Source organism: Silvania sp. (genome assembly GCF_051656365.1).
In the GTDB taxonomy this organism is placed as follows: Bacteria; Pseudomonadota; Gammaproteobacteria; order Enterobacterales; family Enterobacteriaceae; genus Enterobacter; species Enterobacter hatchlandensis.
Window position 1 is genome coordinate 51,359 of sequence record NZ_JBOGBT010000093.1, and the last position, 13,578, is coordinate 64,936.

Genomic DNA, 13,578 nt, shown 5'->3' on the forward strand with positions numbered 1-13,578 from the left:
TCAATTATGATGATAATCACCACCAAATAACCGCAAAAAAATCGAACACGTCAAATTTCCCTAAGCTCCCTACGGCTATACTGCGTTACCCATAAAGGAGCAGTGGAACCCCTTTCGCATTTGGCCTCCCAGGCGGTGAACAACCGTTGAGTGTCGGGATGCGAAATATCAAAAATCTGGAGGAATGTCGTGCAAACCTTTCAAGCCGATCTTGCCATAATTGGCGCTGGCGGAGCGGGATTACGCGCAGCAATTGCTGCAGCTCAGGCTAATCCAAACGCTAAAATCGCCCTGATTTCAAAAGTCTATCCTATGCGCAGCCATACGGTTGCCGCGGAGGGGGGGTCTGCTGCCGTTGCGCAGGATCATGACAGCTTTGATTACCACTTTCACGACACCGTCGCCGGTGGCGATTGGCTATGCGAACAGGATGTCGTCGATTATTTCGTCCATCATTGCCCGACGGAAATGACCCAGCTGGAGCAGTGGGGTTGCCCGTGGAGCCGCCGTGAAGACGGCAGCGTGAACGTGCGTCGTTTCGGCGGCATGAAAATTGAGCGCACCTGGTTTGCTGCCGATAAAACCGGCTTCCACATGCTCCATACCCTGTTCCAGACCTCGCTGCAGTTCCCGCAAATCCAACGCTTTGACGAGCACTTCGTGCTGGATATCCTGGTGGATGACGGCCAGGCGCGCGGTCTGGTGGCGATGAACATGATGGAAGGCTCGCTGGTTCAGATCCGCGCTAACGCGGTGGTAATGGCCACCGGCGGTGCAGGACGCGTTTACCGCTATAACACCAACGGCGGGATTGTCACCGGCGACGGGATGGGCATGGCGCTGCAGCACGGGATCCCACTGCGCGATATGGAGTTCGTTCAGTATCACCCAACCGGTCTGCCGGGTTCCGGCATCCTGATGACCGAGGGCTGCCGCGGCGAAGGCGGGATTCTGGTCAATAAAGATGGCTATCGCTATCTGCAGGATTACGGCATGGGCCCGGAAACTCCGTTGGGCGAGCCGAAGAACAAATACATGGAACTTGGCCCGCGCGACAAAGTGTCTCAGGCCTTCTGGCATGAGTGGCGCAAAGGTAACACTGTCCCTACCCCACGCGGCGATGTGGTCTATCTCGACCTGCGTCATCTGGGTGAGAAGAAACTGCTGGAACGCCTGCCGTTTATCTGCGAGCTGTCCAAAGCCTATGTCGGCGTGGATCCGGTAAAAGAGCCGATCCCTGTGCGCCCAACCGCGCACTACACCATGGGTGGGATTGAAACCGATCAGCAGTGTGAAACCCGTATCAAAGGCCTGTTTGCAGTGGGTGAATGCTCCTCCGTCGGCCTGCATGGCGCTAACCGTCTGGGCTCAAACTCGCTGGCTGAGCTGGTGGTGTTTGGTCGTCTGGCGGGTGAACAAGCCATGGCGCGCGCCGCGACTGCCGGTACAGCCAACAGCGCCGCGCTGGATGCGCAGGTTGCGGATGTCGAACAGCGCCTGAAAAAACTGGTCAATCAGGAGGGCAATGAGAAATGGTCGGCGATCCGCGACGAGATGGGGCTTTCCATGGAGGAAGGTTGCGGCATATACCGTACGCCGGAACTGATGCAGAAAACCATCGACAAGCTGGCTGAACTGCAGGAACGCTTCAAACGCGTGCGCATTACTGACACCTCCAGCGTGTTCAACACCGACCTGCTCTACACCATTGAGCTGGGTCATGGCCTGAACGTGGCCGAATGTATGGCACACTCCGCCCTGGCGCGGAAAGAGTCGCGCGGCGCGCATCAGCGTCTGGACGAAGGCTGCACGGAGCGCGATGACGTCAACTTCCTCAAACATACCCTCGCGTATCGTGACGCGGATGGTTCCACTCGTCTGGACTACAGCGACGTGAAAATCACCACGCTGGCACCGGCTAAACGCGTGTACGGTGCAGAAGCGGAAGCCGCCGAGAAGAAGGAGACGACCCATGGCTGAAATGCAAAACCTGAAAGTGGAAGTGGTACGCTATAACCCGGAAGTCGACAGCGCGCCACACAGCACGTTCTATGATGTGCCTTATGACGAGCAGACCTCCCTACTGGATGCGCTCGGCTACATCAAAGACAATCTGGCACCGGACCTGAGCTACCGCTGGTCCTGCCGAATGGCAATCTGCGGTTCCTGCGGCATGATGGTCAACAAGGTACCTAAGCTGGCCTGTAAAACCTTCCTGCGCGAGTACCCGAAAGGGATGAAGGTCGAAGCCCTGGCGAACTTCCCCATTGAGCGCGATCTGGTGGTCGACATGACCCACTTTATCGAAAGCCTGGAAGCCATTAAGCCGTACATTATTGGCAACTCACGCACCCCGGACCAGGGACCCAACACGCAAACGCCGGCGCAAATGGCCAAGTATCACCAGTTCTCCGGCTGCATTAACTGCGGTCTGTGCTATTCCGCCTGCCCGCAGTTTGGTCTGAATCCAGAATTTATCGGGCCGGCAGCCATTACCCTCGCGCATCGCTATAACGAAGACAGCCGCGACAAGGGTAAGAAAGAGCGTATGGCCCAGCTTAACGGCCAGAACGGCGTCTGGACCTGTACCTTCGTCGGCTACTGCTCGGAAGTGTGTCCGAAGCACGTCGATCCCGCCGCCGCGATCCAACAGGGCAAAGTGGAAAGCTCGAAAGACTTTCTTATCGCCACCCTGAAACCACGCTAAGGAGTGCATGATGACGACTAAACGCAAAGCCTATGTCCGGCCGATGCCATCCACCTGGTGGAAGAATCTGCCGTTTTATCGCTTCTATATGCTGCGTGAAGGCACGGCGGTGCCGGCGGTGTGGTTCAGTATCGAGCTGATGTATGGCCTGTTTGCTCTTAAACATGGCCCGGAGACCTGGATGGGTTTCGTCGGATTTCTGCAAAATCCGGTGGTGGTGATCCTCAATATCATCGTGCTGGCGGCAGCGTTACTGCACACCAAAACGTGGTTTGAGCTGGCGCCGAAAGCGGCAAATATTATTGTGAAAGGCGAAAAACTGGGGCCAGAGCCGATTATTAAAGGACTCTGGGTGGTAACTGCGGTCGTGACCGTCGTGATTCTTGGCATAGCCTTGTTCTGGTAAGGAGACCACGGTGATTAATCCAAATCCAAAACGTTCTGATGAACCGGTTTTCTGGGGACTCTTTGGCGCAGGCGGCATGTGGTGCGCCATTATCGCGCCGGTCATTATTCTGCTGGTGGGCATTATGCTGCCGCTGGGCCTGTATCCAGGTGATGCACTGAGCTACGAGCGGGTGCTGGCTTTCGCCCATAGCTTTGTTGGCAGGGTGTTCATCTTCCTGATGATTGTGCTGCCGCTGTGGTGTGGTTTGCACCGTATGCATCACGCGATGCATGACCTGAAGATCCATGTCCCTAATGGTAAATGGGTGTTCTATGGTCTGGCGGCCATTCTGAGCGTAGTCACACTGGTTGCCGTCGTCTTTATGTAATAACTCTCGCTCTCCTGCTCATCGGCAGGAGAGCAAAATTCCTCGCAGGCTCTACACTTAACAAAAAGCCTGTAAGGAAACTCCTATGCGCATCCTGCCTGTCATCGCCGCCGTTGCCGCTGCGTTTCTGGTTGTTGCCTGTAGCTCCCCCACGCCCCCTCCTGGCGTAACCGTCGTCACCCCTTTTGATGCTCAGAAGTTCCTCGGAAGCTGGTACGAAATTGCCCGCTTCGACCACCGTTTTGAGCGCGGTTTACAGAAGGTGACAGCAAACTATAGCCCCATGAGCGATGGCGGCATTCAGGTCATCAACCGGGGCTATAACCCGGAGCGTGGTATGTGGCAAAAGGTCACGGGAAAAGCATACTTTACGGGTAGCCCCAATAGCGCCGCGCTGAAAGTCTCTTTCTTTGGTCCCTTCTATGGCGGGTATAACGTAATCGCTCTCGACAGCGCCTATCGACACGCGCTGGTGTGCGGGCCGGACCATGATTATCTGTGGATCCTCTCCCGCACACCGACGATTTCAGATGACGTCAAACAGCAGCTTCTGGATACAGCGACGCGTCAGGGATTTGATGTCAGCAAATTCATCTGGGTTGAGCAGCCCCATTAATGGGTGCTGAGCTTCAGCCCGATAATCCCGGCGACAATCAGTGCGAGGCTGGCAATACGCGCCAGGCTCGCCGACTCACCCAGCAATAAAATGCCGGTAATGGCCGCGCCCACCGCGCCAATCCCCGTCCACACGGCATAAGCCGTGCCCACCGGCAGCGAGCGCATTGCCCAGGAGAGCAGAACAATACTGACGATCATCGCGGCAACGGTGATGATGCTTGGCGTAAGACGGGTAAACCCGTGGGTGTATTTCAGGCCGATGGCCCATACCACTTCGAGTAAACCGGCAATCAAAAGAATAATCCAGGGCATTACGGGCTCCTTAACTTAACTAACAGTCTGGGGCCGTCCCCGATGAGAGAAGCGCTTACAGGCCGTCCTGTAAGGCAGATGAACTTCATATTGTGATGAGCAGTAACGCTTTTTTCAACGAATTTCTTTTAGGTAACACTTGGCAGATTAAAAGCAAGAAATAGGCGCAGTTAGCAGCGAAGTTCAGGCATTTATAACTCATCCGACTTCCTTATTATGGGATGTTTCCTGAAAGCAGGAAGCGATCACCCTTTGCCAACTGCGAAAAAAATATGTTCAAAATTCTGTTGATTGACCGATGTCATTACACCCGCATGGGTTTAGAAGCATGGCTCAATCATTCCGGTCTGTTCCCTTTTTCTTTACTGGTAACAGGCCTCAATAATCTCTACCTTGCCAGGGAACATATCCTGCAGTGGAAACCGGCGCTGGTGATCGGGGATTTGCAGGGCTTCATGTCTGAAATGCCGCATATTTCACCCATCAACGCCCTGGTGAGCGCCAGTGAAAACGTGCCTTTTATCTCGCTGCATTCTGCTGAAATAGCTGAGATGGCAGTCCTAAGGGATAAATTTCCTGTGTGGGCATCTTTGTTCAAAAATACCCCGCTGAAGGATCTGGCGCAGGTAATAAATGACGCATTAGCGTCCCAGACAACCTGCGAACCGGCGCACACAGTGGCACCCTTACTGACGCGTCAGGAAGAGAGAGTGTTGTCGCTGTGGATGGAAGGCGCCAGCAATCAGAAGATTGCCAGCAAACTGAGTATTCACGGGAAAACGGTTTATACCTACAAGCGTAATATTCGCATGAAACTGCATATGGATACACGCTACTCGCCGTTTCTGTCACGATCCGAATCAGTAAACTGAGGGTACGGCGGCTGAGTCAGCCCCGTACCGCCCATTATTACTGCTGTGCTTTCGTCGCTGCACCGGAGATGGCACTACCGCCATCAGAAATATCTTCACCAACGCCACGGGTTGTATTACAGGCAGTTAATACCGACGAAAGTACCAGGACAGAAAAGATCGCTGCAATTGTTTTCTTAATCATAATTTCTTCCTTTTTTAGCCAAATTATTGGTGTATAGCCACATAAGCATAGCCAGGATTCAGGCTAGTGACGGAAAGGAAAGCGTTTTTAAGAAAACAGGAAGGATCAGAAGGCAGCGAAAGAGAGGGCATATCGATATGGCGCAGCAAACGGCTGCGCCTTTCATCCGGTCGTGAATTACTTCACGCGGGAGACGTATTCACCCGAGCGGGTGTCCACTTTGATGACTTCGCCGGTCTGAACGAACAGCGGAACTTTAACCACTGCACCGGTAGACAGCTTAGCAGGCTTACCGCCAGTCCCTGCGGTGTCACCTTTCAGACCTGGATCGGTTTCAACGATTTCCAGTTCAACGAAGTTTGGTGGGGTCACAGAAATAGGCTGACCGTTCCACAGGGTCACGATGCACTCAGCCTGATCCAGCAGCCATTTGGCGCTGTCACCGACCGCTTTTTCGTCAGCTGACAGCTGTTCGAAAGTGGAGTTGTTCATGAAGTGGTAGAATTCACCGTCGTTGTAGAGATAAGTCAGGTTCATATCAACAACGTCTGCGCCTTCAGCGGAGTCGGTGGATTTGAACGTTTTCTCTACACGGGTACCGGTCAGCAGGCGGCGCAGCTTAACGCGTGCGAATGCCTGGCCTTTCCCTGGTTTGACGAATTCGCTGGCTTCAACCGCGTACGGTTCGCCGTCCATCATGATTTTAAGACCGGCACGAAAATCGTTGCTATAGTAAGTCGCCATAAGGCCCTCTGAAATTGTTAACTGGTAGCTAAGCCACAAAATGGCGCATATTGTAACCCTAAACACCCCATCCAGAGAAGATTGGTTATTGCAACTTGCAGATGTAATAACTGACCCGGATGAACTGCTCCGTCTGGTAAATGTAGACGCTGATGAAAATCTCCTTGCCGGACGTGACGCCAAACGCCTGTTTGCGTTGCGCGTGCCGCGTGCGTTCGTGGCGCGTATGGAGAAAGGCAACCCTGACGATCCACTGCTGAAACAGGTACTTACCGCGCAGGATGAGTTTATCACCGCTCCCGGCTACAGTACGGATCCGCTCGAAGAGCAAAACAGCGTGGTACCCGGCTTACTGCATAAATACCGAAACCGCGCGCTGCTGCTGGTAAAAGGCGGCTGTGCCGTAAACTGCCGTTACTGCTTCCGGCGTCATTTCCCTTATGCGGATAACCAGGGGAATAAACGCAACTGGCAGGCCGCCCTGAGCTACGTTGCAGCCCATCCGGAGCTGGATGAGATTATTTTCTCCGGCGGTGACCCGCTTATGGCGAAGGATCATGAGCTGGACTGGCTTATCACTCAGCTTGAGGCCATCCCGCATATCAAGCGCTTGCGTATTCACAGCCGCTTGCCGATTGTCATTCCGGCGCGCATCACCGACACGCTGGTGTCCCGCTTTGCGCGCTCATCACTGCAAATATTACTGGTTAATCATATTAATCATGCCAATGAGATCGACGATGCGTTCCGTGCAGCGATGTCGGCTTTACGCACAGCGGGCGTCACCTTGCTCAACCAGAGTGTACTGCTGCGCGGGGTGAATGATAATGCCCACACGTTAGCCAGTCTCAGTAATGCGCTGTTTGATGCCGGCGTTATGCCCTATTACCTGCACGTTCTGGATCGCGTTCAGGGCGCGGCACATTTCATGGTGAGTGATGAAGAAGCACGTCAGCTTATGCGGGAATTATTGACCCTGGTTTCGGGCTATATGGTGCCGAAACTGGCGCGTGAGATTGGTGGCCAGCCGAGTAAGACACCGCTGGATTTGGGGCTGCAACAGCGTTAACCATTGATTCCGGGTGTCCTTCTCAAAGGGGGAAGAACACCCGCAACGACATCAGTTCGGACATTTATAAACCTGGCCAATCATTTCGCTGGCCGTCGGCACAAAGCTCGACAACATCCCCTGCGTCGGGCTGCTCACACCATAAATCACATTACCGCCCATTTCTGCAGCCTGGTTACGAAGCGCATTCGCCGCACCGCGCATTGAACCGCCCTCTTCGCCATGCTGACCAGACAGCCAGTTGCTTTGTTTACCGGTTGCCGTTCCCACCAGCTGACACTCGCTCCCCGGCTTATCTTCCACAAAGCGAACACTTTGCCCACCAGCGGACAGCTCGTTACTGGAGCTACAACCCGCCAGCAGCAATGCTGCCCCTACAATCCCTGCACAGACCTTTACGCGCATGTTATTCCTCGTTTTCAATAAGCTGGGCAACTGCTGCCCCTGTGTAAACCTTATACTAAAAAGATGACCAAAAGAAAAACCCCCGATCATTTCTGACCGGGGGTTTGTTCATTTCTGCGAGGTGCAGAACAACATGATTACATCATGCCGCCCATTCCACCCATACCGCCCATGCCGCCTGCGCCTAAATCAGGCGCGTCGCCTTTAGGCAGGTCGGTGACCATGCACTCGGTGGTGATCATCAGACCAGCAACAGATGCCGCGTACTGCAGAGCAGAACGGGTCACTTTAGTTGGGTCCAGGATACCCATATCGATCATGTTGCCGTATTCTTCGGTCGCGGCGTTGTAACCGTAGTTGCCGTCGCCCGCTTTCACGGTGTTAGCCACTACAGACGGTTCTTCGCCACAGTTCAGAACGATCTGACGCAGTGGTGCTTCCATTGCGCGCAGCGCAACTTTGATACCCACGTTCTGATCTTCGTTCTGGCCACGCAGTTCGCTCAGTTTAGATGCCACGCGAATCAACGCGACGCCACCACCTGCAACCACACCTTCTTCAACCGCTGCACGGGTTGCGTGCAGAGCATCGTCAACGCGTGCTTTCTTCTCTTTCATTTCAACTTCGGTAGCTGCACCGACTTTGATAACTGCTACGCCGCCAGCCAGTTTCGCTACGCGTTCCTGCAGTTTTTCGCGGTCGTAATCAGAGGTCGCTTCTTCGATCTGCTTACGGATCTGAGTGACACGGCCCTGAATGGCCACTTCTTCACCCACGCCATCAATGATGGTGGTGGTGTCTTTGTTGATGAGAACGCGCTTCGCCTGACCCATGTCTTCCAGCGTTGCTTTTTCCAGCTCCATACCGATCTCTTCAGAGATAACGGTACCGCCAGTCAGGGTTGCGATATCCTGCAGCATGGCTTTACGACGGTCGCCGAAGCCCGGTGCTTTAACCGCAGCCACTTTCACGATGCCGCGCATGGTGTTAACCACCAGGGTCGCCAGCGCTTCGCCTTCAACATCTTCAGCGATGATAACCAGCGGCTTGCCAGCTTTCGCAACGGCTTCCAGAACAGGCAGCATTTCGCGGATATTGGAGATTTTTTTATCAGCCAGCAGGATGAACGGGCTTTCCAGCTCAACAGCACCGGTTTCTGGTTTGTTGATGAAGTATGGGGACAGGTAGCCACGGTCGAACTGCATACCTTCAACCACGTCCAGTTCGTCTTCCAGGCCGGTACCGTCTTCAACGGTAATTACGCCTTCTTTACCGACTTTGTCCATCGCTTCTGCGATCAGTTTACCGACGGTTTCATCGGAGTTTGCAGAGATAGTACCAACCTGAGCAATGGCTTTAGAGTCAGAGCACGGTACGGACAGCGCTTTCAGCTCTTCAACAGCCGCGATAACCGCTTTGTCGATGCCACGTTTCAGATCCATTGGGTTCATACCCGCAGCAACCGCTTTCAGGCCTTCAGCGATGATCGCCTGCGCCAGTACCGTTGCCGTGGTGGTGCCATCGCCTGCAGCGTCGTTCGCTTTAGAGGCAACTTCTTTCACCATCTGGGCACCCATGTTTTCGAACTTGTCTTCCAGCTCGATTTCACGCGCTACGGAAACACCATCTTTAGTGATGGTTGGCGCACCGAAGGATTTGTCCAGAACCACGTTGCGGCCTTTCGGGCCCAGGGTCACTTTAACTGCATCTGCCAGTACGTTAACGCCGCGCAGCATTTTCACACGAGCGTCGTTACCGAATTTTACGTCTTTAGCTGCCATTTTAATCTTTCCCTTAAATTCGTATGTTCAGTGTCGTTCGCGGATTACGCTTCAACAATTGCCAGAATGTCGCTTTCGGACATGATCAACACTTCTTCATTGTCGATCTTCTCGGACTTCACACCGTAGCCATCGTTGAAAATAACGATGTCGCCCACTTTAACGTCCAGCGGCTGCACATTTCCGTTTTCCAGAATGCGACCCTTACCGACAGCGATGATTTCGCCACGCGTTGATTTTGCTGCTGCAGAACCGGTCAGAACGATGCCGCCAGCAGATTTGGTTTCAACTTCTTTACGTTTGACGATCACACGATCATGTAACGGACGAATACTCATTGATAGCTCTCCTTTGAGAAAGTCATTATCAGTTATGGGTGACGCCGGGCCGTAAGCGGTTTTCCGGCTAGTGCCCTGAGAGATGGGGGTCGGTTTTTACCCCTTCAAGGGGTAGTCGAAAAAAAATATGCGAAAGTGTTACCATCGCCTCTCTTTTGGTGGCGGCAGGACGATGGAATGAGTGGACTGAAACAGGAGCTGGGGCTAGCGCAGGGCGTTGGTTTACTTTCAACCTCGTTGTTAGGCACGGGGGTGTTTGCCGTACCGGCGCTGGCCGCCCTGGTCGCGGGGGACAACAGCCTGTGGGCCTGGCCGGTGCTCATTCTGCTGGTATTTCCGGTAGCGATTGTCTTTGCCGTGCTCGGACGGCATTTCCCCAGCGCGGGTGGCGTCGCCCATTTTGTTGGGATGGCGTTTGGCCCGCGTCTGGAGCGCGTCACCGGCTGGTTATTCCTGTCGGTCATCCCTGTGGGTTTACCTGCGGCGCTGCACATCGCCACCGGCTTCGGTCAGGCGCTGTTTGGCTGGCACGATGCGCAGCTGCTTTTTGCAGAACTGGGCACGCTGGCGATTGTCTGGTGGGTTGGCTCACGCGGAGCAAGCTCGAGCGCCAACCTGCAAACCCTGGTGGCGGTGCTGATTGTCGCGCTGATCGCTGCCATCTGGTGGGTGGGGGATATTCAGGTTGCGGCAATCCCCTTCCCTGCGATTACCGATATCGACAGTTCTCAACTTTTCGCTGCACTTTCGGTTATGTTCTGGTGTTTTGTCGGTCTTGAAGCCTTTGCCCATCTGGCCTCGGAGTTTAAACAGCCGGAGCGAGATTTTCCTCGGGCGTTGATGATCGGTCTGCTGCTGGCAGGGACGGTCTACTGGGCCTGTACTGTTCTGGTACTTCATTTCACCGCTTACGGGGCGGACATGGCGGCTGCGGCCTCGCTGCCGGGCATCGTGGTACAACTTTTTGGCGTGAAGGCGCTGTGGGTCGCCTGCGTTATTGGCTACCTCGCCTGCTTCGCCAGCCTCAATATCTATATTCAGAGCTTTGCCCGCTTAGTGTGGTCCCAGGCGCAATACAAGCCGCAAAGCCGCTTAGCACGACTTTCAGCACGCCAGCTGCCGCTTAACGCGCTCAATCTGGTGCTGGGCTGCTGCATGATCAGCACGCTGGCAATCTACTGGCTGGAGATCAATCTCGACGCGCTGATTGTCTATGCCAACGGCATCTTCATTATGATCTATCTGCTGTGCATGTTGGCGGGCTGTCGCCTGCTGGAAGGCCGATATAAAACGCTGGCGCTGATCGGTGGGGTGCTCTGTTTACTGCTGCTGGCGATGGTGGGAGTGAAGAGCCTGTACGCCATTGCCATGCTGGCGGGACTGTGGCTGTTTTTGCCGAAGCGTAGCTCGGTGTAAGAAAAGCCCGGTAGCGCTACGCTTACCGGGCAATGCTCATTAACGATCGTCTTTATGATCCAGACGGTTACGATCCTCATCCTTGCGGTGATATTCCCCGTCGAAGGTCTCCCCGCCGCCGGTTCCGGCGCTGAACCCACCGCCCGGCATCCGGTTAAAACGCAAATGCGGCATCAGCTTCAGGGTCAACAGTTTCTGCACTGGCGGCAACAGCAACAGCAGGCCGAGCAGATCGGTAAAGAATCCCGGCAGCACCAGCAGCAGACCGGCAATAATCAGCGACACGCTTTTGATCATCTCTGCCGCCGGGCTTTCGCCTGCGGCCATCTTCTGCTGCATTAACAGGAAATTTTTAAAACCCTGATTGCGCACCAGCGACATACCAATGACCGAGGTGAAAATCACCATCAGCAGCGTTAGCAGGACGCCAAACACATGAGCGACCTGGATAAAAATAGAAATCTCTATGTAAACATAGAGAAACACGGCAATTAACGGTATCCAGCGCACTGGCTTCTCCTGTATGGCAGACGCCCTGTGGCCTCTGTCGGGTGTGATTTTGCGACTCGCATCAGTCAGAAGTGGAGGCGGTTAGCCAAAATTCAATCGGTTTGCACGGATATTTTTTCTGGAAATATTAAAGCGGTGATTCATTTCACAGATTAATAATTATCATGAAATCGGGTCGATAATAAGTGATCCAGATTACGGCATTTCGCTATCATCAGCATATGATCTCGGGTATCTGGTCGATTCAGGGGATAATCGTCGGCCAGAAAATAGACATAACCACAGATGTACTGTGTGTTGAGTACATTCCATCTGCAGCTTGAAAAGAAGGTTCACATGTTAAACAACATTCGTATCGAAGAAGATTTGTTGGGTACCAGGGAAGTTCCAGCGGATGCCTACTATGGTGTTCACACTCTGAGAGCGATTGAAAACTTCTACATCAGCAACAGCAAAATCAGTGATATCCCTGAATTTGTGCGTGGCATGGTAATGGTGAAGAAAGCCGCAGCAATGGCCAACAAAGAGCTGCAAACCATTCCGAAAAGCGTCGCAAACACGATCATTGCCGCCTGCGATGAAGTGCTGAATAACGGCAAGTGTATGGATCAATTCCCGGTTGACGTCTATCAGGGCGGCGCGGGTACGTCGGTGAACATGAATACCAACGAGGTGCTGGCAAACATCGGCCTTGAGCTGATGGGCCACCAGAAAGGTGAGTATCAGTACCTGAACCCGAACGACCACGTGAATAAATGCCAGTCCACCAACGACGCCTACCCGACCGGTTTTCGCATCGCGGTGTACGCTTCCGTGGTGAAACTGGTTGATGCGATTAACCAACTGGGCGAAGGCTTCCAGAATAAAGCCGTCGAATTCCAGGACATCCTGAAAATGGGCCGTACCCAGCTGCAGGATGCGGTGCCGATGACCCTCGGCCAGGAGTTCCACGCATTCAATGTGCTGCTGAATGAAGAAACCCGCAACCTGATGCGCACCTCCGAACTGCTGCTGGAGGTTAACCTGGGGGCAACGGCAATCGGTACGCGCCTGAATACGCCGGATGGCTATCAGCAGCTGGCGGTACAGAAGCTGGCTGAAGTCTCCAATCTGGCGGTCGTGCCAGCAGAAGATCTGATTGAAGCCACCTCCGACTGCGGCGCGTACGTCATGGTGCACAGCGCACTGAAACGTCTGGCGGTGAAACTGTCCAAAATCTGTAACGACTTACGCTTGCTCTCTTCAGGCCCGCGTGCCGGTCTGAACGAAATCAACCTGCCAGAACTGCAGGCAGGCTCGTCCATCATGCCAGCCAAAGTTAACCCGGTCGTTCCTGAAGTGGTTAACCAGGTGTGCTTCAAAGTCATCGGTAACGACATCACGGTCACCATGGCCTCTGAAGCCGGCCAGCTGCAGCTGAACGTCATGGAGCCCGTCATTGGCCAGGCGATGTTTGAATCCATTCACATCCTGACCAACGCTTGCTACAACCTGCTGGAAAAATGCATTAACGGCATTACCGCCAACAAAGCCGTCTGTGAAAGCTACGTTTATAACTCCATCGGGATCGTCACCTATCTCAACCCGTTCATCGGTCACCACAACGGCGATATCGTCGGTAAAATCTGTGCCGAAACGGGTAAGAGCGTGCGTGAAGTGGTTCTCGAGCGAGGTCTGCTGACAGAAGCGGAACTGGATGATATCTTCTCGGCGCAAAACTTGATGCACCCGGCCTATAAAGCGAAAAGATACACGGATGAAAGTGAACAATAATAGTTCAGGTTAAATTCATGAAGGCACGTCACTTGTGACGTGCCTTTTTTCTTTTTAGGCGTTACCAAAACAC

The 13,578-nt window shown here is 53.8% G+C and carries 16 protein-coding genes; 9 read left to right on the forward strand and 7 right to left on the reverse strand.

From position 1 onward, the window contains the following. The first annotated feature begins 189 nt into the window (after positions 1 to 189). From frdA to blc, 5 genes are all read left to right on the forward strand, one after another. Positions 190 to 1,980: a fumarate reductase (quinol) flavoprotein subunit gene (gene frdA / locus ACRDD5_RS17860; protein ID WP_438677544.1), complete on the forward strand. Its 1,791-nt coding sequence runs from the start codon at positions 190 to 192 to the stop codon at positions 1,978 to 1,980. Continuing rightward, positions 1,973 to 2,707 carry a succinate dehydrogenase/fumarate reductase iron-sulfur subunit gene (locus ACRDD5_RS17865; RefSeq protein ID WP_271283319.1) on the forward strand — a complete coding sequence of 245 codons (735 nt, stop codon included), beginning with the start codon at positions 1,973 to 1,975 and terminating at the stop codon, positions 2,705 to 2,707. Before frdA ends, ACRDD5_RS17865 begins: the two co-directional genes overlap by 8 nt. A 10-nt stretch (positions 2,708 to 2,717) precedes the next feature. After that, positions 2,718 to 3,113 (forward strand): fumarate reductase subunit FrdC, encoded by a 396-nt coding sequence (gene frdC, locus ACRDD5_RS17870; RefSeq protein WP_271283320.1) that lies wholly within the window; start codon positions 2,718 to 2,720, stop codon positions 3,111 to 3,113. A 10-nt stretch (positions 3,114 to 3,123) separates the two neighbouring features. Next, positions 3,124 to 3,483: a fumarate reductase subunit FrdD gene (gene frdD / locus ACRDD5_RS17875; RefSeq protein ID WP_438677545.1), complete on the forward strand. Its 360-nt coding sequence runs from the start codon at positions 3,124 to 3,126 to the stop codon at positions 3,481 to 3,483. An 85-nt stretch (positions 3,484 to 3,568) separates the two neighbouring features. After that, on the forward strand, positions 3,569 to 4,099 hold the full coding sequence (blc, locus tag ACRDD5_RS17880; RefSeq protein ID WP_271283322.1) for an outer membrane lipoprotein Blc: 531 nt from the start codon (positions 3,569 to 3,571) through the stop codon (positions 4,097 to 4,099). Here the strand turns inward: blc and sugE are convergent. After that, positions 4,096 to 4,413, reverse strand: coding sequence for a quaternary ammonium compound efflux SMR transporter SugE (gene sugE, locus ACRDD5_RS17885; protein WP_271283323.1), 318 nt, complete (start codon positions 4,411 to 4,413; stop codon positions 4,096 to 4,098). The genes blc and sugE overlap by 4 nt on opposite strands. A 272-nt stretch (positions 4,414 to 4,685) precedes the next feature. Here sugE and ACRDD5_RS17890 point away from each other — a divergent pair, with 272 nt between their 5' ends. Further along, positions 4,686 to 5,285, forward strand: coding sequence for a helix-turn-helix transcriptional regulator (locus ACRDD5_RS17890; protein ID WP_271283324.1), 600 nt, complete (start codon positions 4,686 to 4,688; stop codon positions 5,283 to 5,285). Positions 5,286 to 5,322: 37 nt separating this feature from the next. Here ACRDD5_RS17890 and ecnB read toward each other — a convergent pair whose 3' ends face one another. Together ecnB and efp are read right to left on the reverse strand one after the other, a co-directional pair. Next, positions 5,323 to 5,469 carry a lipoprotein toxin entericidin B gene (gene ecnB, locus ACRDD5_RS17895; protein WP_271283325.1) on the reverse strand — a complete coding sequence of 49 codons (147 nt, stop codon included), beginning with the start codon at positions 5,467 to 5,469 and terminating at the stop codon, positions 5,323 to 5,325. A gap of 177 nt (positions 5,470 to 5,646) precedes the next feature. After that, positions 5,647 to 6,213 carry an elongation factor P gene (efp, locus tag ACRDD5_RS17900; RefSeq protein WP_182063357.1) on the reverse strand — a complete coding sequence of 189 codons (567 nt, stop codon included), beginning with the start codon at positions 6,211 to 6,213 and terminating at the stop codon, positions 5,647 to 5,649. 40 nt (positions 6,214 to 6,253) lie between these two features. Here efp and epmB point away from each other — a divergent pair, with 40 nt between their 5' ends. Then, positions 6,254 to 7,282: an EF-P beta-lysylation protein EpmB gene (gene epmB / locus ACRDD5_RS17905; protein WP_438677546.1), complete on the forward strand. Its 1,029-nt coding sequence runs from the start codon at positions 6,254 to 6,256 to the stop codon at positions 7,280 to 7,282. Positions 7,283 to 7,333: 51 nt separating this feature from the next. On the opposite strand, the gene ACRDD5_RS17910 is transcribed toward epmB, so the two are convergent. The 3 genes from ACRDD5_RS17910 to ACRDD5_RS17920 form a co-directional block, all read right to left on the reverse strand. After that, positions 7,334 to 7,687, reverse strand: coding sequence for a DUF4156 domain-containing protein (locus ACRDD5_RS17910; protein ID WP_271283327.1), 354 nt, complete (start codon positions 7,685 to 7,687; stop codon positions 7,334 to 7,336). Positions 7,688 to 7,824: 137 nt separating this feature from the next. Beyond that, the gene (groL, locus tag ACRDD5_RS17915; RefSeq protein ID WP_271283328.1) at positions 7,825 to 9,468 is read right to left on the reverse strand and encodes a chaperonin GroEL; all 1,644 of its coding nucleotides are present in this window, start codon (positions 9,466 to 9,468) and stop codon (positions 7,825 to 7,827) included. Between the two features lie 44 nt (positions 9,469 to 9,512). Further along, a complete protein-coding gene (locus ACRDD5_RS17920) occupies positions 9,513 to 9,806 on the reverse strand; it encodes a co-chaperone GroES (protein ID WP_032616151.1) in 294 nt (97 codons plus the stop codon). A gap of 177 nt (positions 9,807 to 9,983) precedes the next feature. Here ACRDD5_RS17920 and yjeH point away from each other — a divergent pair, with 177 nt between their 5' ends. Next, positions 9,984 to 11,222, forward strand: coding sequence for an L-methionine/branched-chain amino acid transporter (gene yjeH, locus ACRDD5_RS17925; RefSeq protein ID WP_438677547.1), 1,239 nt, complete (start codon positions 9,984 to 9,986; stop codon positions 11,220 to 11,222). Positions 11,223 to 11,261: 39 nt separating this feature from the next. Here yjeH and ACRDD5_RS17930 read toward each other — a convergent pair whose 3' ends face one another. Beyond that, complete coding sequence (locus tag ACRDD5_RS17930; RefSeq protein ID WP_271283330.1) at positions 11,262 to 11,732, reverse strand: FxsA family protein; 471 nt, start codon at positions 11,730 to 11,732, stop codon at positions 11,262 to 11,264. Between the two features lie 336 nt (positions 11,733 to 12,068). On the opposite strand from ACRDD5_RS17930, the gene aspA reads away from it, so the two are divergent. Further along, positions 12,069 to 13,505: an aspartate ammonia-lyase gene (gene aspA, locus ACRDD5_RS17935; protein ID WP_438677548.1), complete on the forward strand. Its 1,437-nt coding sequence runs from the start codon at positions 12,069 to 12,071 to the stop codon at positions 13,503 to 13,505. Positions 13,506 to 13,578 lie beyond the last annotated feature (73 nt).

Excerpts from the sequence above, each read along its gene's own strand:
- groL (WP_271283328.1), bottom strand. The coding sequence starts at position 9,468 with ATGGCAGCTAAAGACGTAAAATTCGGTAACGACGCTCGTGTGAAAATG.
- ecnB (WP_271283325.1), bottom strand. The coding sequence starts at position 5,469 with ATGATTAAGAAAACAATTGCAGCGATCTTTTCTGTCCTGGTACTTTCG.
- epmB (WP_438677546.1), top strand. The coding sequence starts at position 6,254 with ATGGCGCATATTGTAACCCTAAACACCCCATCCAGAGAAGATTGGTTA.
- aspA (WP_438677548.1), top strand. The coding sequence starts at position 12,069 with ATGTTAAACAACATTCGTATCGAAGAAGATTTGTTGGGTACCAGGGAA.
- ACRDD5_RS17865 (WP_271283319.1), top strand. The coding sequence starts at position 1,973 with ATGGCTGAAATGCAAAACCTGAAAGTGGAAGTGGTACGCTATAACCCG.
- blc (WP_271283322.1), top strand. The coding sequence starts at position 3,569 with ATGCGCATCCTGCCTGTCATCGCCGCCGTTGCCGCTGCGTTTCTGGTT.
- frdC (WP_271283320.1), top strand. The coding sequence starts at position 2,718 with ATGACGACTAAACGCAAAGCCTATGTCCGGCCGATGCCATCCACCTGG.
- yjeH (WP_438677547.1), top strand. The coding sequence starts at position 9,984 with ATGAGTGGACTGAAACAGGAGCTGGGGCTAGCGCAGGGCGTTGGTTTA.
- ACRDD5_RS17910 (WP_271283327.1), bottom strand. The coding sequence starts at position 7,687 with ATGCGCGTAAAGGTCTGTGCAGGGATTGTAGGGGCAGCATTGCTGCTG.
- ACRDD5_RS17890 (WP_271283324.1), top strand. The coding sequence starts at position 4,686 with ATGTTCAAAATTCTGTTGATTGACCGATGTCATTACACCCGCATGGGT.
- sugE (WP_271283323.1), bottom strand. The coding sequence starts at position 4,413 with ATGCCCTGGATTATTCTTTTGATTGCCGGTTTACTCGAAGTGGTATGG.
- ACRDD5_RS17920 (WP_032616151.1), bottom strand. The coding sequence starts at position 9,806 with ATGAGTATTCGTCCGTTACATGATCGTGTGATCGTCAAACGTAAAGAA.
- efp (WP_182063357.1), bottom strand. The coding sequence starts at position 6,213 with ATGGCGACTTACTATAGCAACGATTTTCGTGCCGGTCTTAAAATCATG.